A 22,605-nucleotide genomic window follows, 5' to 3' on the forward strand; every position below is an offset into this window, starting at 1 on the left:
GCCGCGCCGGGCCGGGGCCGGCAGGGACCCGCCTTTGCCATCGAAATCAGCAGCTTGAGAGGATTTCGAGAGGCTTTGTGACAGGATCGATCGTTTCCGGCCTGCCCAACGGCGCGTCAATCCTCACCCGTTTTCTTCGCTTTGACCGCGCCCGGCCCGGCGGCATCTGCCGATTTCAGCGCCTTCAGCGCCGCGAAGGGATGGTCCTCCGGCTCGGCGGCCGCAGCCACCGGCTGCTCGAACACGGCGCCCGGCTTGCGCGGATAGGGATCGATCCCCAGGAGCAGCGCGTCGGCGGCGAGCCGGCCGAGATCGATCTGCCCGCCGATGATCGGCTCCGGCGGATCGGCCGTCTCCACCTCGCTGTTGGGATCGTCCTCGACCAGATCGGCAAGCTCCGGAATCTGCTCCGGCGGGGCGAACATCTGGTCGATCGGCTCGTCGATCTCGATCTCGATCGGATCCAGCGTGACGACGCAGGTCTGACCGATCCGGGCCTGCACACGGCCCTCGACATGCACCTTGCCGTCCCGCTTCTGGACGACGTCGAACGAGGCATGGGCCGAGATGACCTCGCGCAGATCGGCAATCGCGGCGAGCGCGTTGCGCGTGGCCTCGTCGGCCTCGATCTCGCGATGCAGGCCGGCATCCGGAATCTGCGCCACGATCACCGGCGGTGCCCGCCAGGGGTCCTTGGAAGGGTCTCGCGCCGTTTCGCGCGAGGTGTCTCTGTCTCTGGTCATGTCGCTAGTCCTGCTGAACCGGCCGCGGGAAGCTCCAGCCGGCGCCGAGCAGCCTGTTGTCGTCGAGAGCGGCGAGGTGCGCGGCCACCCGCGCCGCATAGGCGGCAAGTCCGGCCGCGCTGTCCGGATGCTCCCCGTTCAAGATATTCTTCTGCAATGCGTCCGCCAGCCGGGCCTCGCTCTCGGACCAGGCAAGGTCATAGGCGGCGGTGCGGCCATAGAACGCCTCGCCGAACTTCTGCATCCGCTTGGGCACGGTGAGATCCCCCACCCCCATCTCGCGCAGATTGTCGTCCATGTCGTCGCAGAACCGGTCGAACAGCGCCTGCGACAGGTCCGATCCCACCCCGCGCAGCCGCCGCAGCACCAGCCAGAGGTGCAGAATCAGCAGATCGAACCGCCCATCGACCGTGTCAGGGACATTCAAGTGTCTATAAAACAACGGGTCTCGGGTTTGTGCCACGATCGTGCCATAGATCGGCTCGATGGTCCCGCGCGGGGACGGTCGGGATTTCCTGAGATGGTTGAATGGCCAGAGCATGACGGTTCCGCGGTCGAGTTTCCCTGACCCTGTTCAGGGGCATGTTGCAATCCGCAAGTTTGCCCGGTACGTCAACGCCCTGCCCGACGCAAGGGGACGGGATCCGATCTGAAGAAGATGACCCAGACAATGCGAACGACTGCCCGCCTGCTCTCCCGTGGCTTGAGCTCCCGTCTGCGCACCCTTGGTGCGATCGCGCTGATCTGCCTGGCGCTCGGCGCCTGCACCGGCGAGCAGTTCCAGAAGGGCTACATCATGCCGCCGGGCGCGCTGGAGCAGATCCCGATCGGCGCCAGCCAGGACCAGGTGCTGATCGTGATGGGCACGCCCTCGACGGTGGCGACACTCGACGGCGAGGTATTCTACTACATCTCCCAGCGAGCCGAGCGCCCGGTTGCCTTCATGAACCAGAAGGTGGTCGATCAGCGCGTCATTGCGATCTATTTCGACAAGAACCGCCAGGTCCGCCGCCTCGCCAATTACGGCATGAAGGACGGCAAGATCTTCGACTTCGTCAGCCGCACGACGCCGACCTCCGGCCAGGAGCTCAGCTACCTGACGCCGCTGTTCAAGCTGCTCAGCTTCAACTGATCCGGGCCCGATCGCCGCGGTCCGGAATATGTTTCCGGGTGACGGCACAAAGCCGGTGAACTGCGCTGATTGGCGCAGCTCGTGCGCCATTCGCCTGCTTGCTCTGGCGCCGCAATCTTCCCTACCCTGCCGCAAAACACAGGCAGGGAGGAATCATTGGCTCTTCGTATCGCGCTGTCGCGCCGCAAGCTGCTGTCCGGAGCCGCCGCGCTGTCCACAGCCGCCATCCTGCCGCGCGCGAGTCTCGCCGACTGGCGTCCGACCGAGACGGTCAAGCTGATCGTGCCCGCCGCGCCCGGCGGCAGCACCGATGTGATGGGACGCTTGCTGGCCGCGCATCTGCAGACGGCGTGGGGACAATCGGCGGTGGTCGAGAATCGCTCCGGCGGCGGCGGCACGATCGGCGCCGCCGAGGTCGCGCGCAACACCAAGGGCGACGGCCATACGGTCCTGATCGGCAACCCCGGTCCCAACGCGATCGCCTATTCGATCTTCCGCAACCTCGCCTACAAGCCGGATCAGTTGCAGGCGGTCTCCAACATGATCCGCATCCCCAACATCGTCTCGGCGCATCCCTCGACCGGCCTCAAGTCGATCCCGGAGCTGATCGCTTTTCTGAAGGCCAATCCCGACAAGCTGAACTACGCCTCGTCCGGCGTCGGCCAGAGCCCGCATCTGACCGGCGCCTGGTTCCTGCAGCTCACCGGGCTGAAGATGACGCACATTCCGTTCCGCGGCGCCGGCCCGGCGCTGCAGGCCGCCCTCGCCGGCGACATTCAGATTCTGTTCGATAATCTGTTTCCATCGCTGCCGCAGGTGCAGGAGGGCAAGCTGACTGGCCTGTGCGTCACCACGCCGGAACGCAGCGCCAATGCGCCTGACCTGCCGACGATGCGCGAAAGCGCGCCGGAGCTGGCCAAGTTCGACGTCTCGTCCTGGTTCGGCGTATTCCTGCCCAAGGCCTGCCCGCCCGAGATCGTCAGCGCGCTCAACCTGCAGGTCAAGGCGATGCTGGAGCGCGAGGACATCCGCAAGAATATCGCCGCGATGGGCGCGCGGGCCGATTACGGCACGCCGCAGCAGTTCGGCGACTTCGTCCAAGCCGAGACAGCCAAATTCGCGTCGATCATCCAGAAGGAAGGCCTGCAGATGGACGTGAAATAGCCCTGGGCCCGGCGGCGCCGCGTCTCGGCGGAGCATTGGAATGGGGGTTCGTGGTGTAACGGCACCTTAAGCGGGATGATGCGATAGATGGCGGCCGCGTGTCTTTGATCTGGTTGCGAGATACCGTCGGCGGATGCCGGGCCGACAACCTCGCGTGGATGCGGTCCGATCATCGTCCGAGGGGCAGGCGTCGGCGTCGTCCATCGCGTGAGCCGTGCCTTGCCCAACAGCGTCCTCCATCAGCTCGAAGACATTCTCGCCAGCCGCTACGTCTCCCGGCGCGCCGAGATCCTGGAGCGCGTCACCGACCTGTTCGTGGTGGGCTCGGGCAAGTTCACCGAAGAACATGTCGATCTGTTCGACCACGTGCTGTCCAAGCTGCTCGACAACGTCGCCATTGCGGCGCGGGCGCAGCTCGGCAGCCGGCTCGCGGTCCTGCCTGATGCACCGCCGCGGCTGCTCCGGCTGCTCGCCAGCGACGAGACGATTGCGGTGGCAGGCCCCGTGCTGCGCCGGAGCGACCGGCTCGACGACGAGATCCTGGTTGCGACCGCGCAGACCCGGGGCCAGGAGCATCTGCTCGCGATCTCCGACCGCAAGATCCTCACCCAATCCGTCACCGACGTTCTGGTCGATCGCGGCAATCAGGCCGTCGTCTCGAACACCGCCAACAATGGCGGCGCGCGCTTCTCCGATCACGGCTTCTCCGGCCTGGTGACGAAGGCGTCCGACGATCCCGGCCTCGCCTTGAAACTCTGGAGTCGACCCGACAGCCCACGCGAGGTGCTGGTTCGGCTGTTCGTCGAAGCCTCCGACGCGGTGCGCAGCCAGCTCGCCAGCGCCGACGCGGCGCGGACCGAGATCGTCGAGCTCGCCGTGGCGCAGGCTTCGGATCATCTGCAGGCCGCCGCGCGGACACGCTCGGCCGACTTCGTCACCGCCAGGGACTATGTCGAGCTGCTGCACGCGACCGGCCAGCTCCACGAGGCGCAACTGCACGGCTTCGCCAAGGAAGCCAGCTTCGACAAGGTCACGCTGGCGCTGTCATTGATGTGCAAGCTGCCGCTCGACGTGGTCGAGCGCGCCTTCGTGCGCAACCAGCCGGACCAGCTCCTGGTGCTCGCCAAGGCGCTCGACTTGTCCTGGGTCACGACGACGACGCTGCTGTTCATGCAGGCGAGCGCCAGCGGCAGCGCACGCCCACAGCTCGACCAGCATCTGGCGAGCTTCTCGCAGCTGCAGCCGCGCATGGCGCAGAGCACGTTGCAGAGCTATCGGACGCGGCAGCGCGCGGCCGAGTAGCAAACAACCAAACAACACAGCCTCATGAAAAGACCCCGCGGCTCGCGCCGCGGGGTCTTCGCTCGTCAAGACGCGTCGGCGCGCCTCAATGCGCGAGGATCGCCAGCAGCAGCAGGGCCACGATGTTGGTGATCTTGATCATCGGGTTCACCGCGGGGCCCGCGGTGTCCTTGTAGGGATCGCCGACGGTGTCACCGGTGACCGCAGCCTTATGAGCATCGGAGCCCTTGCCGCCGAAATGGCCGTCCTCGATGTACTTCTTGGCGTTGTCCCAGGCGCCGCCGCCGGAGGTCATCGAGATCGCGACGAACAGGCCGGTGACGATGACGCCGAGCAGCATGGCGCCGACGGCCGAGAACGCTGCCGACTTGCCGGCCGCGCCACCGCCTGCGATCGCGTAGATCAGGAAGTAGACGACGATCGGCGACAGCACCGGCAGCAGCGAGGGAATGATCATCTCCTTGATCGCCGCCTTGGTCAGCAGGTCGACGGCCTTGCCGTAATCCGGCTTGTCGGTGCCCTGCATGATGCCGGGCTTCTCGCGGAACTGGCGGCGCACCTCCTCGACGATCGCGCCGGCGGCACGGCCGACCGCGGTCATGCCCATCGCGCCGAACAGATACGGCAGCAGGCCGCCGAACAGCAGACCGACCACGACATACGGGTTGTTCAGCGAGAAGTCCGGCTTGATCCCCGCGAAATAGGGATGGTGCGCCGAATCCGCGATGAAGAACTGCAGGTCCTGGTTATAGGCCGCGAACAGCACCAGGGCGCCGAGACCGGCGGAGCCGATCGCGTAGCCCTTGGTGACCGCCTTGGTGGTGTTGCCGACTGCGTCGAGCGCGTCGGTCGACTTGCGGACCTCCTTGGGCAGGCCGGCCATTTCGGCAATGCCGCCGGCGTTGTCCGTCACCGGGCCGAAGGCGTCGAGCGCGACGATCATGCCGGCCAGCGCCAGCATCGTCGTGGTCGCGATCGCGATGCCGAACAGGCCGGCGAGGCTGTAGGTGACCAGGATGCCGGCGATGATGACGATCGCGGGCAGCGCAGTCGACTCCATTGAGATGGCGAGGCCCTGGATCACATTGGTGCCGTGACCGGTGACCGAGGCGGCCGCGATCGACTTCACCGGGCGGAAGTCGGTGCCGGTGTAGTATTCGGTGATCCAGATGATCAGGCCGGTGACGACGAGACCGACGACGCCGCACATAAACAGCGCCGTGCCCGTGTAGTCGACGCCGTCGAGCTTGCCGAAGCCGATCAGCCACCCGATCGCCAGCGCGACGCCGCCGAGCGAGAGAACGCCGGTGGCGATCAGGCCCTTGTACAGCGCGCCCATGATCGACTGGCTGGCGCCGAGCTTGACGAAGAAGGTGCCGGCGATCGAGGTGATGATGCAGATGCCGCCGATGGCGAGCGGCAGGGTCATCATGTTGGTCAGCAGCGACGACTTGGCGAAGAAGATGGCCGCCAGCACCATGGTGGCGACAGCGGTCACCGCGTAGGTCTCGAACAGGTCGGCGGCCATGCCGGCGCAGTCACCGACGTTGTCGCCGACGTTGTCGGCGATGGTCGCGGGGTTGCGCGGATCGTCCTCGGGAATGCCGGCTTCGACCTTGCCGACGAGGTCACCGCCGACGTCGGCGCCCTTGGTGAAGATGCCGCCGCCGAGACGGGCGAAGATCGAGATCAGCGAGGCACCAAAGCCGAGCGCGACGAGCGCGTCGATCACGGTGCGGCTGTCGGGCGCGAGCTTCATGAAGCCGGTGAGGATGCCGAAGTAGATGGTGACGCCGAGCAGCGCGAGACCGGCCACGAGCAGACCGGTGATGGCGCCGGCCTTGAAGGCGAGCTCCAGGCCGCCGGCGAGCGAGGTGATGGCCGCCTGTGCGGTGCGGACGTTGGCGCGCACCGACACGTTCATGCCGATGAAGCCGGCCGCGCCGGAGAGGATCGCGCCGATCGCAAAGCCGATCGCGACGAGCATGCCGAGGAAATACGCAAGGAGCACGAAGATCACGACACCGACGATTCCGATCGTCGTATATTGGCGGCGAAGATAGGCCTGCGCGCCCTCACGCACCGCCGCCGCGATTTCCTGCATGCGCGCATTGCCGGCGTCCGCGCTGAGCACCGATTGTGTGGCCCAGATCGCATAGACGATCGACAGCGCTCCGCAGAGCACGATCACCCATAAAGCTGACATTTAGTTTCCTCGGCTCTTTGCTTTTTCTAACTACGTCACGCCGCGATGGTGCGACGCACGCCCCCTGTCAGGCCGCTCCGGGCGGAGCCGCCTCGAACATATGAAGCTTGCCAAAATCGCCATGATGACGCAACGCCGCGACGCCTGAACCGCTCCAAATTCAGACGCTTCTTTGGTCGCATTGTGCGGTGCAAATAGGTGTCAGAAGTGGCTGAAGGACAACCGCGTCAGTGTGACGGGACGGCCCTGCCCGTCCAGGAAGCGCGGGGCTCGCGCCCCTTCGACGATGGCGCCGATGTCGGTGACGGCAACGCCCGCCGTCTCGGCTGCAGCACGGAACGCTGCGCATTGCGCTGCGGGAACAGTGCAGAGGATCTCGTAATCGTCGCCGCCGGAGATCATGCCTTCAAGCTGCGCGGCCCCGACAGCAAGCAGCTTCGCCGCTGCCGGCGATCGAGGAATGTCGGACAGCGCGATGTCGGCGCTCACGGAAGAGGCGGCGCAGAGCTTGGTCAGGTCGCCTGCGAGGCCATCAGAGACATCCATCGAGGCGGTCGCGCAGTCTCTCACGGCCGCGGCCAGTGCATTGCGCGGCTGCGGCTTGCGATAACGGCCGATCAGCATATCCCGCGCGGCGGCATCGTCGGCCAGCGCCGCGGCCTCGGCTGTGCCCGTCAGGATGCGCAGGCCGAGCAAGGCGTCGCCGATGGTCCCGGTCACCATCACCCGGTCGCCGGGACGCGCGCCGAAGCGATGCACCATCCGGCCCCTGGGCACCCTCCCCCAAGCCGCGATCGAGATCATCACGGGACCGGGCGTCGACACGGTGTCGCCGCCGAGCAGCGGACAGCCGAACGCCGCCGCGTCCTCGCCGAGGCCACGCGCGAACTCCGACAGCCACGCGTCGTCCTTCTCGCGCAGCGCCAGCGTCAGGACGAAGCCGGCGGGCACCGCACCCTTGGCGGCGAGATCGGACAGGTTCACCCGCAGCGCCTTGCGCGCGATGGTGTCGGGGGGATCGTTGGCGAGATAATGGACGCCTTCGACGATGGCGTCGGTCTTGACGACGATGTCGTCACCATTGGCCGGAATGATCGCGGCATCGTCGAGGAGGCCGAACGCGCCGGGGTCGGTCGCCAGCGGCTTGAAGTAGCGGGCGATCAGGGAATCTTCGCCGGAGGCGTCGCGGGTCACGCGCTCGTCCCCCACACTCTGCTGTCATCGCCCGGCTCGACCGGGCGATCCAGTACGCCGCGGCCCTTCCGTATCCCTTGAACGTCTGTGGAATACGGGATCACCCGCCGTCGCGGGTGATGACAGTCGAGGAAAGAGACTGGCATCGCGCCGGTTCGCAGCGATCGTGCTCCGGCGCCGCCCATCGCTACTTCGGCCCCATCTCGTCGGCGCGGTATTGCCGGGCGAGTTGCTCCAGCACCGCGTTGACCATGCCGGTCTCGTCGCGCTCGACGAAGGCATGGGCGATGTCGACATATTCGGACACGACGACCCGCGCCGGAATGTCCTTGCGTCGCTCCAGTTCATAGGCGCCGGCGCGCAGCACCGCGCGCAGGATCGCCTCGATCCGCTGCAGCGGCCAGCCGCGCTCCAGCGCCGTATCGAGCACCGGATCGATCTTGGTCTGGTCGCGCACCACGCCGGAGACGATGTCGCGGAAGAACGCAGCCTCGGCCGGCAGATACTGCTCGCCCTCGACCTCGTTGCCGAGCCAGTGGCTCTCGAACTCGGCCAGGACGTCGTTGATGCCGGCGCCTGCGATGTCCATCTGGTAGAGCGCCTGCACGGCGGCGAGACGGGCGGCGCCACGGCGATTGGCCTTGCGGTCGCCGGCACGGACCGGGCCCTTGATTGGCTTGTTGCTGCTCTCGGCCATGTCAGCCTCGCGCCAGACGGCGTTTGATGCGCAGCACGGCGAGCGCGGCGCGGGCGGCATCGCCGCCCTTGTTCATCTCGGAGACGCGGGCGCGCGCCCACGCCTGGTCCTCATTGTTGACGGTGAGGATGCCGTTGCCGAGCGGCAGGCCGCGCGCCACCGACAGATCCATCAGGGCTCGCGAGGATTCCTGCGACACGATCTCGAAATGGATGGTGTCGCCACGGATGACGCAGCCGAGCGCGATCGCGAGGTCATAGGGCTTGCCGGCCTTCGCGGCAGCATCGAGCGCAATGGCAATAGTCGCCGGAATCTCCAACGAGCCGGCGACGGTGAGAACATCATAGCCCACGCCCGCCGCCTTCAGCTCGGCGGTGGCGCCCTCCAGCAGGGCGTCCTGAAGGTCATCGTAGAAGCGGGCCTCGACGATCAGCGCGCGGGCGCCGGAGATGTCGGTCTGGTCTTTGAGCGGCGCGCGCCGTGCGTCTGCCATGGTTCTGTTTCCATTGTCTTCAGGTGCCTCGCCCCAATGGAGCGGCCATCCGGCCGCGTCGCGAAGAGCGAGATGAAATCGGCCTCATGCTGCGAGACGACACATCGGCGCCTCCTCGCCATGAGGGCTGGCCTTGTAGGCGCGAGCGCCCGCAAAGCCAAGACGGAAAGCCCCCTTCGAGGCTACTTCATTTCCGTGAGGCGCGCGGCATAGCGCGCCATCAGGTCGACCTCGAGATTGACCTCGCTGCCGGCCTGCCAGGACGACAGCGTGGTGACCGACAGCGTATGCGGAATGATCAGCACCGAGAAGACCAGTTCATCGACGGTGTTGACCGTGAGCGAGACGCCGTCGAGGGTTACTGAGCCCTTGGTAGCGATGAAGCGCGCCAGATCCCGCGTCGTCCTGAAAACGAACCGCGCCATGTCCGGCAGGTTCTCTCGGCTGACGATGGTCGCGATGCCATCGACATGGCCGGAGACGATGTGGCCGCCGAGCTCGTCGCCGATCTTCAGCGCCCGCTCCAGATTGAGCGTGGTGCCGACGCGCCAGTGCTTGGCGGTGGTCAGCGCCAGGGTCTCCGCGGCGGCATCGACCTCGAACCAGGTCTTTCCATCGGTGACGCCGGACTGCACGACCGTGAGGCAGACGCCGTTATTGGCGATCGACGCGCCATCGGCGATGCCGGCCTGATCATAGTGGCAGGCAATGCGCAGCCGATGCAGCTTTCCTTCGGTCCGCGGCGTCAGGCTGACGATCTCGCCGATGTCGGTGACGATGCCTGTGAACATTAGGCGCGCTCGTAAATCGTAAGGGTATCGGGATCGAGAGTCTCGCTAGCACGAACGCGATAGGCCGGCGACTGCGTGATTGCGGTCAGCGGCAATGCGTCCAGCGCAGCGATCCCGTCAGCTCCGATCTCGCCGGGGCCGCGCAGGAGCCAGATCTCATCGACCAGGCCGCTTGCCATGAAAGATGATGCGACGCGGCTGCCGCCTTCGATCATCAGACGCGTGACGCCGCGTTCCGCCAGCGCCTTGAGCACGGCCGGCGGCTCCAGCGCCGACGGGTCGGCCTGCGGCGGGACACGGATCACCTGCGCACCGGCGGCGCCCAGCCGGGTCGCGGTAGCCGGCTCGGCCACCTCGGACGCGACGAGCCAGAGCGGCGTCGTGCGCGCGGACTGCATCAATCGGCTCGCGGCCGGAAGCCGGAGCATCGGATCGAGCACGATCCGGACCGGCGAGCGGGATTCCATGCCCGGCAGCCGGCAGGTCAGCAGCGGATCGTCGGCGATCGCGGTGCGCACCCCGACCAGGAGGGCGTCGCTCTGGGCCCGCAGCACATGCACGCGCGTCCGTGCTGCCTCGCCGGTAATGGCCACCGGCTTGTTGCCGGCGGCTGCGATCTTGTCATCGGCGGAGACCGCGAGCTTCAGGATCACGTGCGGCCGTCCGTCGCTGATGCGGCGGAAATGGCCGGCATGATCACGCTTGGCGTCCGCCGAGCAGAGGCCGACCTCGACCTGAATGCCCGCGGCGCGCAGCTTAGCATGCCCCTGCCCTGCGACCTCGGGATTGGGGTCCTCGATCGCCGAGACGACGCGGTTGATTCCGGCTGCGATGACCGCGTCCACGCAAGGCGGCGACTTGCCGAAATGCGAGCACGGCTCCAGCGTCACGTAGAGGGTGGCGCCCTTGGCGGCCTCGCCGGCGCGCTTCAAGGCCTCGGGCTCGCCATGAGGGCGTCCACCGGGCTGGGTCCAGCCGCGGCCGACGATCACGCCGTCCTTGACCACCACAGCGCCGACGGCGGGATTGGGCCAAGTCCGCCCCAGCCCACGACGGCCGAGCGACAGCGCCAGCTGCATGAAGCGGCGGTCGGCGTCCTTCTGCGCCTTCAGCTTCTCGCCGACCTGATCGACCAGAACCCGGAAGATCATTTGCGGACCGGCGCGAGGCGCGGTGCTTCGTCCTCGGCCGAGAGCTCGCCGAGCACGGCCTCGAAATCCTTGGCCTCGCGGAAATTGCGGTAGACCGAGGCGAAGCGGACATAGGCGACGTCGTCGAGATCGCGCAGATGCTCCATCACGATCTCGCCGATCGCCTCCGAGGACACCTCGGATTCGCCGCCACTCTCGAGCTCGCGCACGATCGCCGAGACCATCTTCTCGACCCGCTCCGGATCGACCGAGCGCTTGCGCAGCGAGATCTGCACCGAGCGCATCAGCTTGTCGCGGTCGAACGGCACGCGACGGCCGTTGCGCTTGATGACGGTCAGTTCGCGCAGCTGCACCCGCTCGAAGGTCGTGAAGCGGAAATTGCAGGTGACGCAGACCCGCCGCCGCCGGATCACCGAGGAATCCTCGGTGGGGCGGGAGTCCTTCACCTGCGTATCGAGGCTGTTGCAGCTCGGGCAGCGCATTGTGGCTTCAAGCCTTACTGGTAGATCGGAAACCGGTCGGTCAGCGCCTTCACCTTCTGCTTGACCGCGGCTTCGACCAGCGGCGCGCTGCCGTCCGGCGCCTGCGCGATCGCGTTCAACACCTCGGCGATCAGGCTGCCGACCTGCTGGAATTCGGCGACGCCGAAGCCGCGGGTGGTCGCCGCCGGCGTGCCGAGGCGCAGGCCGGACGTGACGAACGGCTTCTCGGGATCGAACGGGATGCCGTTCTTGTTGCAGGTGATGCCGGCGCGGACCAGGGCCTTCTCCGAGATGTTGCCCTTCAGCCCCTTGGGCCGGAGGTCGACCAGCATCAAATGGTTGTCGGTGCCGCCGGAGACGATGTCGAAGCCGTGGGCGCGCAGCGATTCCGCCAGCGCCTTCGCGTTCTCGACGATGTTCTTCGCGTAAGTCTTGAACTCCGGCCGCAGCGCCTCGGCGAACGCCACCGCCTTGGCGGCGATCACGTGCATCAGCGGGCCGCCCTGCAGACCCGGGAAGATCGCCGAGTTGAACTTCTTGGTGAACTGCTCGTCGTTCCACAAGATCAGGCCGCCGCGCGGGCCGCGCAGCGACTTGTGCGTGGTGGTGGTGGTGACGTGGGCGTACGGCACCGGCGAGGCATGGACGCCACCGGCGACGAGGCCCGCGAAATGCGCCATGTCGACCAGAAGGTAGGCTCCGACGTGGTCTGCGATCTCGCGGAAGCGCTTGAAATCCCACGGGCGCGAATAGGCGCTGCCGCCGGCGATGATCAGCTTCGGCTTCACTTCCTCAGCCTGCTTCGCCACCGCATCCATGTCGATCAGCTGGTCGTCGCGGCGAACGGTGTAATGCGCGGCCTTGAACCACTTGCCGGACATGTTGACCGGCGAGCCGTGGGTGAGATGGCCGCCGGCGGCGAGGTCGAGGCCCATGAAGCTGTCGCCGGGCTGCAAGAGCGCCAGGAACACGGCCTGGTTCATCTGGCTGCCCGAGTTCGGCTGGACGTTGGCGAAATTGGCGCCGAACAGCTTCTTGGCGCGGTCGATCGCGAGGTTCTCGGCGACGTCGACCCATTCGCAGCCGCCATAATAGCGCGCGCCCGGATACCCTTCCGCGTACTTGTTGGTCATCACCGAGCCCTGGGCCTCCAGGACCGCGCGGCTGACAATGTTCTCCGAGGCGATCAGCTCGATTTCGTGCCGTTGCCGACCGAGCTCACCCTTGATGGCGGCGGCGATCTCGGGATCGGCCTCGGCCAGGGTGGCGGAAAAGAAGGAATCGACTGACGAGGCGGGCTTGGCGCTGGAAGCGGTCATCGGCGGAATATCTCCACGTCCGCAAGGCCTTAGGCGGCCGGCGGTCGGTTCAGTGAAGGCGGTCGGAAAAGACCCCTGCCCTTACCATACGGGCGGCGGCAGGCCAAGGGACAGACCAAGCGGTTGCGGGTCAAACCGGATATTTGCGCCAGATATGGTGGACGGCCGCTGGAGCAAGCCCCCTGCTCAGGCCCCGCCGCAGGAGTGCCAGCTTTCCGACATCTGCCACGTTCCCTTGGTCCGGAGATTTGTGGCCTTGTAGATTCGCCCCCGATCATCGCCGGGCGGACATTTCTTCGGCTTCCAGACGGTGCAGAGCCGCACGGCATCGCCCAACTTGGAATGGGCGACGGCGGCATTCCACTCCGCGTCGATCTGCTCGGCGCCGTTCTGGTACAGCAAGTGGACGCCCTGATCCATCATGGGCTCACCATGCTCGTCGAGCTTCTCGCCGAGTTTGAACGGGGTCGGCGACAGCGGCTCATCGAACCGACCAGCAATTTTCGTAATCGTCGTCTCTACGCAGGCGCCTATTCTTGCCAGCGCTTCTCGACTGTTCGGTCCCTTCTGGGGCCAGACCGTCTCAGCCATGCTCCTCGTAGGCAGACTCAGCTCTCCGCACGCGAAGGCCAAGATTCCCGCCGTGGCAATAACTCGGGACACCAAACGCATCGATCCCCCAAAAACAAACAACCTGCATGAAACCGGAAGGTCTCATCCAGGTTGTCGGGTATCATGAGGCAAGCGTCGCGCGAGCAAATTCGCGCCGAACACATCAGAGGCCGGTGTAGCCCGCCTTCACCGGATCGACGCGGCCGTCGAGCTGGCGAAGATAGGTCAGGCCGCACACCGTGAGACGATGCGGGTCGCGCTCGCCGGCTTCGAACAGCGTCTGGATGTAGGCGCTCACCTTGCGGCGCGCCTCGTCGCTCGCCGCAGCGGTGCGGTTCGCCAGCAGGTCGTAGGTGTGCATGATGCGATCGATGGCGGCTTCCATATCATCCCCTCTTGAACGTCAGCCGTCAGGCAGACTTGAACATCGAAATCGCCTTGTTGGCGAGCTTGAGCTTGTTGAATTCTCCGCGGTGAATCAGTTGAACGATGATGTCGACAAGTCTTTCGTTCGGCGTGAACTCCTCCGGCATCTCGCCAGAGAGACGCAGATAGTTGGAGGCGATGGCATAAGCATCGCCGACCATCGCCACGTTCATGACTTGCATTCCGGCATCGTGCAGCATGGTCCGACCTCCGGTCCAAGGACATAAGCCCAGGAGCCTTGATTGGTTCCAATTCGGACCGGGGATTTTGCCAAACGAACACGAAAAAGCGCCGGCCGAAGGGGCCGGCGCAAGAACGACTTCCAGACGATCAACGACTGTCCGGTCTTGGCTCTCGAGGTCGGAGCCGGCTCAACCGAGACGATGAGGCCTGCTCAGAGGCGATAGAGGATCTGATCGGTCCAGAACCGCTCGAGACGATGCAGCGACTTGTTCAGCGTCGAGAACTCCTCGCTGGAAATGCCGCCGACCTGCTCCACGGTCTTGACGTGCTTCTGATACAGCGAGTCGACGATGCGGCGGATCTCCTGGCCCTGCGGGGTCAGGCGGATGCGGACCGAGCGGCGATCGACGCGCGAGCGCTGGTGATCGAGGAAGCCGAGCTCGACCAGCTTCTTCAGGTTGTAGGAGACGTTGGAGCCGAGATAGTAGCCGCGCGTGCGCAGCTCGCCCGCGGTCAGCTCCTTGTCGCCGATGTTATAGAGCAGCAGCGCCTGGACCGAATTGATGTCGGAACGACCACGGCGGTCGAACTCGTCCTTGATGACGTCGAGCAGGCGGCGATGCAGCCGCTCCACCAGCGTCAGAGCTTCCAGATAGAGCGACTGGACGGTGCCGCCCTGGCCCGGCGCAGCAGTCTCCACGGCCGTCGCAACGGCTTTCATCATGACACTTCCCCTGTCGTCGTTTTTGTCGACTTATTCGACGAAACTTTTGTCCCGTCTGATAGAACGAACTTAAGGGGCGTGCTTTGAAGATCGCCTTAAATAAGAGCATAAAGAGAGAATGAATCGCGGAGAGTGAATCCTCTTTTAATTCAGTAATTACAGAGGCTTTCGCAATAGTCCGTTGACGGTCGAGGCGCGATGTTCGCGCTCTGTTTCACCCACCTGTCGCATTACAAAACACGCTTGGGTAGCGCCGCTAAGGTCTCTGTAACAGCTGTGGCAGGCGCTCTTAAGGTGTTCGAAACATTACTTGCATGGCGCTGAAAAGATTTACAGCGTGCAACGAATTTTTCGCACGACCTATGGTGGCCGCTCCCGGGCCGCCATCCAGGCCAGCACGAGGTAGGCGGCGAGCATGATTGCCTCGCCCGCGACCACCAGCAGATTGCCGCCATAGATGCCCGGGAACATCAGCTCGATCACCGCCATCGACACCACCGTGGTGAGCCACACCACGGCGCCCCACGGCGTGGCGAGCCACAGGCCCACGGCGGCGACGAGCTCGATGACCGCGAAATAGACCGTCGCAGCCTGCCAGGCCATCGCCTGGTTTTCGAACGCGTCGTCCTCGCCGCCGATGAAGCCGGTCACCTGGGCCCAGTGGTACAGGCCCTTGGCGATCGAGAGCATGGCCATGACCCGCAAAAACAGCACGAGCCGCCGCGTCCAGACATTGTCGTCGCTCTCGCGCCGATCCGAGGACATGGCGGCAATCGACATGGCGGCGTTGTCACGTGCCAGATCTCGCGCCGAGGGAATCTCAGCCATGGCAGCTCGAGCAGAACAGGATGGTCGTCATTGGGGCCTCTCAAGACCAGGAGCATGGCGATTCTTGGCCGGCCGGCACCGTGAAAGCAACCGGGTAGGAAATCAACCGGGCCGCTTGCGTCAGGTCAAGTGACGGGCGACGGCCGAAGTGCTACAGATTGTTGGAATTACAACAAATCAAATCCGGCTCGCCGGCCAGCTCAAGGAGCCAGCACCCCATGGCGATCAAATTCGGCCGCCCGATCGACCTGCGCGACACCGCGCGCAATCCGGCCACTGCACCGACACCGGCGCTCGAGCTGACCATCCGCCCCCGCCGCAACCGCAAGGCCGAATGGGCGCGCCGGCTGGTGCGCGAGAACGTGCTCACCACCGACGATCTGATCTGGCCCCTGTTTGTGGTGCAGGGCGACCGGACCCGCAGCACCGTCGCCTCGATGCCGGGCGTGGAGCGGCTGAGCGTCGACGAGATCGTCCGCGATGCCGAACGCGCGGTTAGGCTCGACATCCCCTGCATCGCACTGTTCCCCTATACCGAGCCGTCGCTGCGCGACGAGCACGGCTCCGAGGCCTGCAACCCGGACAACCTGGTCTGCCAGGCGGTGCGCGCGATCAAGAAGGAGTTCCCTGAGATCGGCGTGCTCTGCGACGTCGCGCTGGACCCTTTCACCAGTCACGGTCATGACGGCCTGATCCGGGACGGCCGCATCCTCAACGACGAGACCGTCGCCGTGCTGGTGCGCCAGGCCCTGGTCCAGGCCGAGGCCGGCTGCGACATCATTGCGCCGTCGGACATGATGGACGGCCGGGTCGGCGCGATCCGCCAGGCTTTGGATCAAGCCGGTTTCCTCGACGTGCAGATCATGGCCTATGCAGCCAAATATGCATCCGCCTTCTACGGCCCGTTCCGCGACGCGATCGGCTCGGCCAAGACGCTCACCGGCGACAAGCGCACCTACCAGATGGACAGCGCCAATAGCGACGAGGCCCTGCGCGAGGTCGAGCTCGACATCGCCGAGGGCGCCGACATGGTGATGGTCAAGCCGGGCATGCCCTATCTCGACGTCGTCAGGCGCGTGAAGGACACGTTCAGCATGCCGACCTTCGCCTATCAGGTGTCGGGCGAATACGCGATGATCGCGGCGGCCGCCAACAATGGCTGGATCGACGGCGATCGGGCGATGATGGAGAGCCTGCTGGCCTTCAAGCGCGCCGGCGCCGACGGTGTGCTCACCTATTTCGCCCCGCAAGCCGCCGAACGGCTGCGGCAGCAGCGTTGAGGAGGCGCTGGGATCTTTCGGGACCCGCCGGTCTTTGAGCACGCCGATCCTTTCGCGTGCGCGAACCGCCGGGTCGCGGAGAGGGCTCAGAAGTCGCGAAATGGCCGGAAATTTGCCGCGCCTCCTGCAAGAACGGCCCTTGCAAGCGCAAGTCGGGTTCCCATGTGCTGGGTGCCAATCCGGAGGGCTTATTCATGGCGTATATGGGTTCAGGCGATAGCAATGACGGTCCCGGTGCTCGGCCGCACGCCTACGATCCCTATCAGCAGCCGGAATTGTTTCGCGGCGTGCTGACGCGGCGGATGATCGCATTCCTGATCGATCTCCTGGTGCTCTCGGTCCCGGTGATCCTGGCGGTGATCTTCATTGCCGTGTTCGGCGTGGTCACGCTGGGTCTCGGCTGGGCGTTGTTCTGGCTGGTGTCGCCGGCTTCAGTGATCTGGGCCATCGTCTACTACGGCGCAACGATCGGCGGGCCGAACTCGGCGACGATCGGCATGCGGGTGATGGATCTGGAGGTGCGGACCTGGTACGGCGCGCCGGGCTACTTTGTGCTCGGTGCCGTGCATGCCGTCTGCTTCTGGATCTCGGTCTCGGTGTTGTCGCCGCTCGTGCTGCTGGTCGGACTGTTCAACAGCCGCCGCCGGCTGCTGCACGATTTCGTGCTCGGCACCGTCGTGATCAACACGTCTGTGCGCTCGCAACTGACTGAACCGGCTCGTACCTGATGAGACGTCCGGTGGCACAGCAAAAGCGATTGACCGGCCGCCTCCGGAGCGCAATTCTGTTGATGATCGCCTCGGAGGCTCACGACGTTCCTTGACCCAGCATTCGCGTGACACCCCGCAATTCTACCTGACCGCGCCCTCGCCCTGCCCGTATCTGCCGGGCCGGCAGGAACGCAAGGTGTTCACGCATCTGGTCGGCGACAAGGCGACCGATCTCAACGACCTTCTCACCCATGGCGGCTTCCGTCGCAGCCAGTCGATCGCCTACCGGCCGGCCTGCGACCAGTGCCGCGCTTGCGTGTCCGTCCGCGTGATCGCCAACGAATTCCGCCCCTCGCGCAACTTCCGGAAGGTGCTCGCGCGCAACTCCGATCTGGTCGGCGAGCAGCGCAGCGCCGTGCCGACCTCCGAGCAATATTCGATCTTCCGCGGCTATCTCGATCAGCGCCATCGCCATGGCGGCATGGCCGACATGACGGTGCTCGATTACGCCATGATGGTCGAGGACAGCCATGTCGAGACGAGAATCATCGAGTACCGCCGCCGCAATCTGAGCAACGGTCCGAACGCCAGGGGCGGCGAGTTGGTCGCGGTCGCCCTGACCGACGTGCTCAGCGATGGCCTGTCGATGGTGTACTCGTTCTTCGACCCGTCGGAGACCACGCGCTCGCTCGGCACCTTCATGATCCTCGACCACATCGCCCGGGCGCGGCGCCAGGGCCTGCCCTACGTCTATCTCGGCTATTGGATCGAGGGTTCGAAGAAGATGGACTACAAGAGCCGCTATCTGCCGCAACAACGGCTCGCGGCTGCCGGCTGGCTGCGCGTGGATGCCGAAGGCGACACCGCGCCAGAGCCGCAGGACTAGGAGGAGGCGAATAGCGAATGGGGAGTAGCGAATAGAGCGCTTCGAACGTCCCTATTCGCTACTCCCCACTCGCTATTCGCCTCTCCTCATCATCCCGTGGCCAGATCCCACACCAGCTTGGCATTGAGCGCGATGATCACCACCGCGATCAAGGTCGCAATCGCCGTCAGCCAGCGCGGCGCCACGAACTGCCCCATCTTGGCCCGGCTCGCGGTGAGCAGCACCAGCGGTACGATGGCGAACGGCAGTTGCAGGCTGAGCACGACCTGACTGAGGATCAGGAGCTGCCCGGTCGCCTTCTCGCCGGCCCAGATCGTCACCACCACGGCCGGCACGATTGCGATCATGCGGGTGATCAGCCGGCGCAGCCAGGGCGCGATCCGCCAGTGAAGAAAGCCCTCCATCACGATCTGGCCGGACAGTGTCGCGGTGATCGTCGAATTCAGGCCGCAGCACAACAGCGCGATCGCAAACAGCGTCGGCGCCAGCGTCGACCCGAGCAGCGGCGCCAGGAAGGAATACGCCTGGTCAAGCTCGGCGACGTCGCGTTGTCCGGTGCGGTGGAACGTCGCCGCCGCCAGGATCAGGATCGAGGCGTTGATGGTCAGCGCCAGGCACAGCGCGATGGTCGAATCGATCGTGGAAAGCGTGATCGCCTCGCGCTTGTCCTCTGGGCTGTCGCCGTAGCCGCGCGTCTGGACCAGGCCCGAGTGGAGATACAAATTGTGCGGCATCACGGTGGCGCCGAGAATGCCGAGCGCCAGATAGAGCATCTCCGGATTGGCGATCAGCTGTCCGCTGGGAACGAAGCCCTTCACCACCTCGGCCCAGTCCGGCTGCGCCATCGCGATCTGGATCGCGAAGCACAGCGCGATGATGCCGAGCAGCGCGACCACGAACGCCTCGATCCAGCGGAAGCCGAACGCCTGCAGCGCCAGGATCAGGAAGACATCGAGTGCGGTGACGCAGACGCCGATCGACAGCGGCAGCCCGAACAGCAGGCTGAGACCGATCGCAGTACCGATCACTTCCGCGAGGTCGGTGGCCGTGATCGCGATCTCCGCCGACAGCCAAAGCGGCACCGAGACCCAGCGCGGGGTAGAGTCGCGACAGGCCTGGGCGAGGTCGCGGCCGGTGGCGACGCCGAGCCGTGTGCACAGCGACTGCAGCACGATCGCCATCAGGTTGGACAGCAGCGCGACCGAGAGCAGGACGTAGCCGAACTTGGCACCGCCGGCCAGCGACGTTGCCCAATTGCCGGGGTCCATATAGCCGACGGCGACGAGGTAACCGGGTCCGAGAAAGGCCAGCAGCTTGCGCCAGAGCGACCCTTTTGTCGCGGTTCGTACCGTCGCGAACATGTCGCCGAGAGACGGATCGCCGCGCTCACCGCGCCAGCCTCCGTTCAGGCGGTCGCTCGGCGGAACCATGGCGTGCAGCTGCGAAAGGTCTGACGATTTTGCGTCCATGGCGCTATCCTGGACGAAACCGACGTTTAATGCAACTTACTTGCAAGTGCGACTTGCCCATGTGGCGGTGCCACATAGAGATGCTGGAAATCCTCCGATACCGCTTCATCATTGCGAAAGCTCGTCCCTGCCGATTCGCGGCCCGCCTCCTCGAGGCGGCCCCATCGGCGACGGGCGCCACTTCCCACTGACGGGATCCACCATGCTCTCTACCCAACTCGGGCTCCGACCGGTCACGAACGCGCCCGTGCCTTGCAAGATCTGTGACGGTCCTGCCTCGCTCTACGGCGTGGTCGACATGAACCGCCCCTGCCAGACGGCCCATGCCCATCGCCCGCCGCTGGCCGGCGTACCAATCTACTACCGGCGCTGCGCGGATTGCGGCTTCCTATTCACGGACGCCTTCGACGACTGGAGCATTGAGCAGTTCAAGACCCACATTTACAACGACGGCTACGAAGCCGTGGATCCGGACTATCGGATCAAGCGGCCGACCGACAATGCGGCGGCCGTGGCCCGCTTCTGGGCGCCACACAAGGCCGGAATGCGGGTGCTCGACTTCGGCGGCGGCAACGACTTGTTCTGCACCGGCCTGCGCGCTCAAGGCTTCGCGGAAGCGGTCACCTATGATCCGATGGTGGCCGAGCACGCAACCCAACCCGATCGCAAGTTCGATCTCGTCACCTGCTTCGAGACGCTGGAGCACGTGCCCGATCCGCTGGCGACGATCGGAGCCATGGCAGCCTGCGTGGCCGAACCGGGCGCGGTATTCTACTCGACGTTGACCCAGCCGGACGACTTCGAAAGCCAGGGCATGTCCTGGTGGTACATCGCGCCGCGCAACGGCCACATCTCGATCTACACCCAGCATGCGCTGGCGCTGGCCTGGCACCGGTTCAGCTTCAAGACGGCGCCGCTGAATGCCGGCACGCATCTGGCGTTCCGCACGCTGCCGCCGGAATGGGGATTGGCCGAGGCACCGACCGCGGCGTAGGCCGTCCGCAGCACGACGGCCGATGCCGGAGATCAGGAAGCGGGTGGGCGCAGGGAGGCTGAGCGGCGATGATGGCCACATCATCACATCAGGTTCCTCTTCATGACTCCCTCGCCCGCCCTGCCCGCCGCCTTCCACCGCCTCGCCTGGTCGAACCTCACCGCGCAATCGGCCGAGCAGATCGCGCTCGCCGCAGCGCCGATCGTCGCGGTGCTCGCGCTCGGTGTCGGCGAGGGCGAGACTGGACTCTTGCAGACGGCGCTGACCGCGCCCTTCGTGCTGTTCGCGATCCCTGCGGGGCTGCTCGCCGACCGGATGTCGCGACGGCTGCTGATGGCGCTGGCAGAGATGCTTCGCGCGCTGGCGCTGCTCGCGATCCTCATCGCCTTCGCGGCCGGCGCGCTCACGCTGCCGTTGCTGGCGGCGCTTGGATTCGCAGCGGTGTGCGGCACGGTGGTGTTCAGCGTCGCCGCGCCGGCCCTGGTGCCGAGCCTGGTCGCCCCCGCCCAGTTGGCGCCTGCGAATGCGCGCATCGAGCTTGCCCGTACCGTCGCCTTCGCCGCGGGGCCCGCGCTCGGCGGCGTGCTGGTCGGCTGGATCGGCGGCGCGCCCGCCTTCGGCTGCGCCGCTGCGCTCTCGCTGGTCGCAGCCGTCTGCCTGGCCGGCATCGCCGAGCCCGCCCGCGCGCCCGTGCCGCGCCGCCATCCGCTGGCCGACATCAGGGAAGGCGCCGCCTTCGTGCTGCATCATCCGCTGCTGCGGCCGGTGTTCGCAACCCAGTTCATCTTCAACACGGCCCATTTCCTGCTGCTCGCGGTGTTCGTGCCCTATGCAGTCCACCGGCTCGGCCTGTCGGCAGGAGGCGTCGGCTCGGTGCTGTCGATGTTCGGCGTCGGCATGGTGTGCGGCGCGCTGCTGGCGACGCGCATCATGCGGCTTCTGCCGTTCGGCACCGTCATCGGGCTCGGCCCCGTCACCGGCTTCGCCGCGGCGCTCGTGATGGCACTGACCACGTTCGTTCCCTCGCCTGTCCTTGCCGGGCTCAGCTTCTTCCTGCTCGGCGCCGGGCCGATCCTCTGGGTGATCTCGACCACGACGCTGCGGCAGTCGGTGACCCCGGCCGGCCTGCTCGGGCGGGTGTCGGCCATCAACATCCTGAGCTACGGCGCCCGTCCGCTGGGCTCGCTGCTCGGCGCGGTCGTCGGCGGCCGCTACGGCGCCGACACGTGTCTCTACCTCGTCGCCGCCATCTTCGGCCTGCAGGCGCTCGTCATCCTCGCCTCGCCGGTCGTGGCGATCGCGCGGCAACCGGAGCCGCAGCCCGCCTAGCGATAGACCAGGATCGGCACGGTCGAATGCGTCAGCACCTTCAAGGTCTCGCTGCCCAGGATCGCCGAGACGCCGCGCAGCCCATGCGAGGCCATCAGCACCAGATCGCAATGCTGCTTGCGGGCGGTCTCGACGATCGCCTCATAGGGCTTGTCGTGCTCGACGCAGAGCGTGGCGCAGGCGACGCCGGCCTGCTCGGCATCGTCCTTCACATGATCGAGATATTTCGCGGTCTGATCGGCCACCAGCGACTTGTATTGCGCGAGCGCCTTGGTCGCAGCGTGAGGATCGACGACCAGCGAATGCAGCGGCGTCGACACCACCAGCGCCGTGACCTTTGCGCCGGTCGCCTTGGCGAGCGCAATGCCGTGCTTGATCGCGGCCTTGGACAGATCGGAGCCATCGGTCGGCAGCAGAATATGTTTGTACATGAGCTTTCATCTCCCGGCAGAGGGATGCTGGGCAGACTCGCTTCGGCTGGGCATTGACG

Annotated in this window: 25 protein-coding genes; 8 read left to right on the plus strand and 17 right to left on the minus strand. The window is 65.9% G+C overall.

Annotation, left to right across the window (positions count from 1 at the left end; all coding sequences use genetic code 11):
* Positions 1–116 precede the first annotated feature (116 nt).
* Both QX073_RS20440 and QX073_RS20445 read right to left on the minus strand, forming a co-directional pair.
* Positions 117–743: a DUF177 domain-containing protein gene (locus QX073_RS20440; protein WP_315827201.1), complete on the minus strand. Its 627-nt coding sequence runs from the start codon at positions 741–743 to the stop codon at positions 117–119.
* A gap of 4 nt (positions 744–747) precedes the next feature.
* Positions 748–1,284, minus strand: a complete 537-nt coding sequence (locus QX073_RS20445; protein ID WP_315711454.1) for a ubiquinol-cytochrome C chaperone family protein — start codon at positions 1,282–1,284, stop codon at positions 748–750.
* Positions 1,285–1,413: 129 nt separating this feature from the next.
* Between QX073_RS20445 and QX073_RS20450 the strand changes: the two genes are divergently transcribed.
* From QX073_RS20450 to QX073_RS20460, 3 genes are all read left to right on the plus strand, one after another.
* Positions 1,414–1,875, plus strand: coding sequence for an outer membrane protein assembly factor BamE (locus tag QX073_RS20450; RefSeq protein ID WP_316226265.1), 462 nt, complete (start codon positions 1,414–1,416; stop codon positions 1,873–1,875).
* 156 nt (positions 1,876–2,031) lie between these two features.
* A complete protein-coding gene (locus QX073_RS20455) occupies positions 2,032–3,039 on the plus strand; it encodes a tripartite tricarboxylate transporter substrate binding protein (protein WP_315752914.1) in 1,008 nt (335 codons plus the stop codon).
* Between the two features lie 219 nt (positions 3,040–3,258).
* A complete protein-coding gene (locus tag QX073_RS20460; protein WP_316226266.1) occupies positions 3,259–4,341 on the plus strand; it encodes a DUF2336 domain-containing protein in 1,083 nt (360 codons plus the stop codon).
* 85 nt (positions 4,342–4,426) lie between these two features.
* On the opposite strand, the gene QX073_RS20465 is transcribed toward QX073_RS20460, so the two are convergent.
* From QX073_RS20465 to QX073_RS20525, 13 genes are all read right to left on the minus strand, one after another.
* On the minus strand, positions 4,427–6,547 hold the full coding sequence (locus QX073_RS20465; RefSeq protein WP_315711448.1) for a sodium-translocating pyrophosphatase: 2,121 nt from the start codon (positions 6,545–6,547) through the stop codon (positions 4,427–4,429).
* A gap of 201 nt (positions 6,548–6,748) precedes the next feature.
* A complete protein-coding gene (gene thiL, locus QX073_RS20470) occupies positions 6,749–7,741 on the minus strand; it encodes a thiamine-phosphate kinase (protein ID WP_316226267.1) in 993 nt (330 codons plus the stop codon).
* Positions 7,742–7,928: 187 nt separating this feature from the next.
* Positions 7,929–8,438 carry a transcription antitermination factor NusB gene (gene nusB, locus QX073_RS20475; RefSeq protein ID WP_315752916.1) on the minus strand — a complete coding sequence of 170 codons (510 nt, stop codon included), beginning with the start codon at positions 8,436–8,438 and terminating at the stop codon, positions 7,929–7,931.
* Position 8,439: 1 nt separating this feature from the next.
* Entirely contained in the window at positions 8,440–8,931 is a 492-nt protein-coding gene (gene ribH, locus QX073_RS20480) for a 6,7-dimethyl-8-ribityllumazine synthase (protein WP_315752917.1), read from the minus strand.
* Positions 8,932–9,113: 182 nt separating this feature from the next.
* Positions 9,114–9,722, minus strand: coding sequence for a riboflavin synthase (locus tag QX073_RS20485; protein WP_316226268.1), 609 nt, complete (start codon positions 9,720–9,722; stop codon positions 9,114–9,116).
* Positions 9,722–10,873 (minus strand): bifunctional diaminohydroxyphosphoribosylaminopyrimidine deaminase/5-amino-6-(5-phosphoribosylamino)uracil reductase RibD, encoded by a 1,152-nt coding sequence (gene ribD, locus QX073_RS20490; protein ID WP_316165171.1) that lies wholly within the window; start codon positions 10,871–10,873, stop codon positions 9,722–9,724. The genes QX073_RS20485 and ribD overlap by 1 nt, the downstream gene beginning before the upstream one ends.
* Positions 10,870–11,355, minus strand: coding sequence for a transcriptional regulator NrdR (nrdR, locus tag QX073_RS20495; protein WP_006612773.1), 486 nt, complete (start codon positions 11,353–11,355; stop codon positions 10,870–10,872). Before nrdR ends, ribD begins: the two co-directional genes overlap by 4 nt.
* 14 nt (positions 11,356–11,369) lie before the next feature.
* A complete protein-coding gene (gene glyA, locus QX073_RS20500; RefSeq protein ID WP_316226269.1) occupies positions 11,370–12,674 on the minus strand; it encodes a serine hydroxymethyltransferase in 1,305 nt (434 codons plus the stop codon).
* Between the two features lie 186 nt (positions 12,675–12,860).
* Positions 12,861–13,265, minus strand: a complete 405-nt coding sequence (locus QX073_RS20505) for a hypothetical protein (protein WP_316226270.1) — start codon at positions 13,263–13,265, stop codon at positions 12,861–12,863.
* A 184-nt stretch (positions 13,266–13,449) separates the two neighbouring features.
* Positions 13,450–13,671 carry a hypothetical protein gene (locus tag QX073_RS20510; protein ID WP_315711437.1) on the minus strand — a complete coding sequence of 74 codons (222 nt, stop codon included), beginning with the start codon at positions 13,669–13,671 and terminating at the stop codon, positions 13,450–13,452.
* A 25-nt stretch (positions 13,672–13,696) separates the two neighbouring features.
* Positions 13,697–13,912: a hypothetical protein gene (locus tag QX073_RS20515; protein ID WP_315711436.1), complete on the minus strand. Its 216-nt coding sequence runs from the start codon at positions 13,910–13,912 to the stop codon at positions 13,697–13,699.
* 194 nt (positions 13,913–14,106) lie between these two features.
* The gene (ldtR, locus tag QX073_RS20520; protein WP_008962376.1) at positions 14,107–14,619 is read right to left on the minus strand and encodes a transcriptional regulator LdtR; all 513 of its coding nucleotides are present in this window, start codon (positions 14,617–14,619) and stop codon (positions 14,107–14,109) included.
* Between the two features lie 360 nt (positions 14,620–14,979).
* Positions 14,980–15,447, minus strand: a complete 468-nt coding sequence (locus QX073_RS20525; RefSeq protein ID WP_315711435.1) for a DUF6163 family protein — start codon at positions 15,445–15,447, stop codon at positions 14,980–14,982.
* Between the two features lie 218 nt (positions 15,448–15,665).
* On the opposite strand from QX073_RS20525, the gene hemB reads away from it, so the two are divergent.
* From hemB to QX073_RS20540, 3 genes are all read left to right on the plus strand, one after another.
* Positions 15,666–16,727, plus strand: coding sequence for a porphobilinogen synthase (gene hemB, locus QX073_RS20530; RefSeq protein ID WP_315752921.1), 1,062 nt, complete (start codon positions 15,666–15,668; stop codon positions 16,725–16,727).
* A gap of 194 nt (positions 16,728–16,921) precedes the next feature.
* Positions 16,922–17,455, plus strand: a complete 534-nt coding sequence (locus QX073_RS20535) for an RDD family protein (protein ID WP_315827208.1) — start codon at positions 16,922–16,924, stop codon at positions 17,453–17,455.
* A 91-nt stretch (positions 17,456–17,546) separates the two neighbouring features.
* The gene (locus tag QX073_RS20540; RefSeq protein WP_315827209.1) at positions 17,547–18,323 is read left to right on the plus strand and encodes an arginyltransferase; all 777 of its coding nucleotides are present in this window, start codon (positions 17,547–17,549) and stop codon (positions 18,321–18,323) included.
* 89 nt (positions 18,324–18,412) lie between these two features.
* Here QX073_RS20540 and QX073_RS20545 read toward each other — a convergent pair whose 3' ends face one another.
* Positions 18,413–19,792, minus strand: coding sequence for an Nramp family divalent metal transporter (locus QX073_RS20545; RefSeq protein ID WP_315827210.1), 1,380 nt, complete (start codon positions 19,790–19,792; stop codon positions 18,413–18,415).
* A gap of 202 nt (positions 19,793–19,994) precedes the next feature.
* On the opposite strand from QX073_RS20545, the gene QX073_RS20550 reads away from it, so the two are divergent.
* Both QX073_RS20550 and QX073_RS20555 read left to right on the plus strand, forming a co-directional pair.
* On the plus strand, positions 19,995–20,786 hold the full coding sequence (locus QX073_RS20550; protein ID WP_316226271.1) for a class I SAM-dependent methyltransferase: 792 nt from the start codon (positions 19,995–19,997) through the stop codon (positions 20,784–20,786).
* Between the two features lie 102 nt (positions 20,787–20,888).
* On the plus strand, positions 20,889–22,115 hold the full coding sequence (locus QX073_RS20555) for an MFS transporter (protein WP_315711428.1): 1,227 nt from the start codon (positions 20,889–20,891) through the stop codon (positions 22,113–22,115).
* On the opposite strand, the gene QX073_RS20560 is transcribed toward QX073_RS20555, so the two are convergent.
* On the minus strand, positions 22,112–22,546 hold the full coding sequence (locus QX073_RS20560; protein WP_315805837.1) for a universal stress protein: 435 nt from the start codon (positions 22,544–22,546) through the stop codon (positions 22,112–22,114). The genes QX073_RS20555 and QX073_RS20560 overlap by 4 nt on opposite strands.
* Positions 22,547–22,605 lie beyond the last annotated feature (59 nt).

It is taken from the genome of Bradyrhizobium sp. SZCCHNS3052, assembly GCF_032484495.1.
Lineage (GTDB): Bacteria > Pseudomonadota > Alphaproteobacteria > Rhizobiales > Xanthobacteraceae > Bradyrhizobium.

What these genes read in the sequence shown, in the direction of transcription:
- QX073_RS20440 (WP_315827201.1), bottom strand. Translation starts at nt 743, where the DNA reads ATGACCAGAGACAGAGACACCTCGCGCGAAACGGCGCGAGACCCTTCC.
- QX073_RS20445 (WP_315711454.1), bottom strand. Translation starts at nt 1,284, where the DNA reads ATGCTCTGGCCATTCAACCATCTCAGGAAATCCCGACCGTCCCCGCGC.
- QX073_RS20450 (WP_316226265.1), top strand. Translation starts at nt 1,414, where the DNA reads ATGCGAACGACTGCCCGCCTGCTCTCCCGTGGCTTGAGCTCCCGTCTG.
- QX073_RS20465 (WP_315711448.1), bottom strand. Translation starts at nt 6,547, where the DNA reads ATGTCAGCTTTATGGGTGATCGTGCTCTGCGGAGCGCTGTCGATCGTC.
- nusB (WP_315752916.1), bottom strand. Translation starts at nt 8,438, where the DNA reads ATGGCCGAGAGCAGCAACAAGCCAATCAAGGGCCCGGTCCGTGCCGGC.
- ribH (WP_315752917.1), bottom strand. Translation starts at nt 8,931, where the DNA reads ATGGCAGACGCACGGCGCGCGCCGCTCAAAGACCAGACCGACATCTCC.
- QX073_RS20485 (WP_316226268.1), bottom strand. Translation starts at nt 9,722, where the DNA reads ATGTTCACAGGCATCGTCACCGACATCGGCGAGATCGTCAGCCTGACG.
- ribD (WP_316165171.1), bottom strand. Translation starts at nt 10,873, where the DNA reads ATGATCTTCCGGGTTCTGGTCGATCAGGTCGGCGAGAAGCTGAAGGCG.
- nrdR (WP_006612773.1), bottom strand. Translation starts at nt 11,355, where the DNA reads ATGCGCTGCCCGAGCTGCAACAGCCTCGATACGCAGGTGAAGGACTCC.
- glyA (WP_316226269.1), bottom strand. Translation starts at nt 12,674, where the DNA reads ATGACCGCTTCCAGCGCCAAGCCCGCCTCGTCAGTCGATTCCTTCTTT.
- QX073_RS20505 (WP_316226270.1), bottom strand. Translation starts at nt 13,265, where the DNA reads ATGGCTGAGACGGTCTGGCCCCAGAAGGGACCGAACAGTCGAGAAGCG.
- QX073_RS20510 (WP_315711437.1), bottom strand. Translation starts at nt 13,671, where the DNA reads ATGGAAGCCGCCATCGATCGCATCATGCACACCTACGACCTGCTGGCG.
- QX073_RS20515 (WP_315711436.1), bottom strand. Translation starts at nt 13,912, where the DNA reads ATGCTGCACGATGCCGGAATGCAAGTCATGAACGTGGCGATGGTCGGC.
- ldtR (WP_008962376.1), bottom strand. Translation starts at nt 14,619, where the DNA reads ATGATGAAAGCCGTTGCGACGGCCGTGGAGACTGCTGCGCCGGGCCAG.
- QX073_RS20525 (WP_315711435.1), bottom strand. Translation starts at nt 15,447, where the DNA reads ATGGCTGAGATTCCCTCGGCGCGAGATCTGGCACGTGACAACGCCGCC.
- hemB (WP_315752921.1), top strand. Translation starts at nt 15,666, where the DNA reads ATGGCGATCAAATTCGGCCGCCCGATCGACCTGCGCGACACCGCGCGC.
- QX073_RS20535 (WP_315827208.1), top strand. Translation starts at nt 16,922, where the DNA reads ATGGCGTATATGGGTTCAGGCGATAGCAATGACGGTCCCGGTGCTCGG.
- QX073_RS20545 (WP_315827210.1), bottom strand. Translation starts at nt 19,792, where the DNA reads ATGGACGCAAAATCGTCAGACCTTTCGCAGCTGCACGCCATGGTTCCG.
- QX073_RS20550 (WP_316226271.1), top strand. Translation starts at nt 19,995, where the DNA reads ATGCTCTCTACCCAACTCGGGCTCCGACCGGTCACGAACGCGCCCGTG.
- QX073_RS20555 (WP_315711428.1), top strand. Translation starts at nt 20,889, where the DNA reads ATGACTCCCTCGCCCGCCCTGCCCGCCGCCTTCCACCGCCTCGCCTGG.
- QX073_RS20560 (WP_315805837.1), bottom strand. Translation starts at nt 22,546, where the DNA reads ATGTACAAACATATTCTGCTGCCGACCGATGGCTCCGATCTGTCCAAG.